Origin of the sequence: Mesorhizobium sp. (assembly GCF_024509055.1) — a bacterium.
Classification (GTDB): Bacteria; Pseudomonadota; Alphaproteobacteria; order Rhizobiales; family Rhizobiaceae; genus Mesorhizobium.
Genome location: NZ_JANINM010000335.1, coordinates 1 through 1,704, shown reverse-complemented (window position 1 = coordinate 1,704; position 1,704 = coordinate 1). Strand labels below are relative to the sequence as shown.

Genomic DNA, 1,704 nt, shown 5'->3' with positions numbered 1-1,704 from the left:
GTGATGAAGGCGGAGAGCAGGTAGCCATGCGCGGCATGGATCTCCAGCATGTCGAAGCCGCAGCGTTCGGCCATTGCGGCCGAGGCGACGAACTGGTCGCGCACCATGTCCATGTCCGCGCGGTCCATCGCCTTGGGCACCTGGTTCTTTGGCGACCACGGCACCGCCGACGGCGCCATCACCGGCCAGTTGTCGGAAATGAGCGGCACGTCCGTGCCCTCCCAGCCGACCCGGGTCGAACCCTTGGCGCCGGAATGGCCGATCTGCGCGCAGATCTTGGCTTCGGTTTCGGCATGGACGAAGTCCACCAGCCGCTTCCAGGCGACCTCATGCTCAGGCTTGTAGAAGCCGGGGCACCCGGGCGTGATGCGTCCCTCGGGGCTGACGCAAGTCATTTCGATGTAGAGGAGCCCGGCGCCGCCCTTGGCGCGCTCGGCATAGTGGGCGAAATGCCAGTCGGTCGGGCAGCCGTCGATGGCCTTGTACTGCGCCATCGGAGAGACAACGATGCGGTTGTTGAGCGCCATGTCGCGCAGCTTGAACGGCGCGAACATCGGAGCCCGGCGCAGCATGTTGCCGCCGGCGCCCGCCTTGCGCTGGAACCACTCCTCCGCGCCTGCCAGCCATTCGGCGTCGCGCAGCCTGAGGTTCTCGTGGCTGATGCGCTGCGAGCGGGTGAGCAGCGAATAGTTGAACTGCACCGGGTCGAGGCCGAGATAGCGCTCGACTTCCTCGAACCATTCCAGCGAATTGCGCGCCGCCGACTGCAGCTTCAGCACCTCGGTGCGCCGCGCATCCTCATATTTGCGGAAGGCGGCCTCGAGGTCTGGCTCGGATTCGACATAGTCGGCAAGAGCCACCGCGCTTTCCAGCGCGAGCTTGGTGCCGGAACCGATCGAGAAATGCGCGGATGCCGCCGCGTCGCCCATCAACGCCAGGTTCTTGTATGACCAGCGCTCGCACAGCACGCGCGGGAAATTGATCCAGGCCGAACCCCTTATGTGGTTGGCGTTGGTCATCAGCGCATGGCCGCCGAGATGCTTTGCGAAGATGCGCTCGCAGACCGCGATCGATTCCTGCTGCGTCATCTGGCCAAAGCCGAAGGCGTTCCAGGTCTGCTCGCTGCATTCGACGATGAACGTCGCGGTCTCGCTGTCGAACTGGTAGGCATGCGCCCACACCCAGCCATGCTCGGTCTTCTCGAAGATGAAGGTGAAGGCGTCGTCGAATTTCTGCGTCGTGCCGAGCCACACGAACTTGCATTTGCGGGTGTCGATGTCGGGCTTGAAGACATCGGCGAAGGTGGCGCGGGACTTCGAGTTCAACCCGTCGGCCGCGACCACCAGATCATGCGTCTCCATGAACGGCCTGGGATCGGAGACGTCGGTCTCGAACATCATCTTGATGCCGAGTTCGCGCGCCCTGCGCTGCAGAAGGATCAGCAGCCGCTTGCGGCCGATGCCGCAGAAGCCGTGGCCGGAGGACACCGTGCGCACGCCGTCATGGATGACGGCAATGTCGTCCCAATAGGCGAAATGCTTCTTGATCCACACCGCGCTGACCGGGTCGTTCCTGGTCAGGTTCTCCAGCGTTTCGGCCGACAGCACCACGCCCCAGCCGAAGGTGTCGTCCGGGCGGTTGCGTTCGTAGACCGTCACCTCATGCGCGGCGTCGCGCAGCTTCAGCGAGATGGCAAAGTAGAGT

1 protein-coding gene is annotated in these 1,704 nt (G+C 64.1%); it reads right to left on the bottom strand.

The features are described 5' to 3' along the window. The coding region (locus Q0L57_RS14510; protein WP_296743697.1) for a bifunctional salicylyl-CoA 5-hydroxylase/oxidoreductase at positions 1 to 1,704 on the bottom strand (1,704 nt) is incomplete at both ends.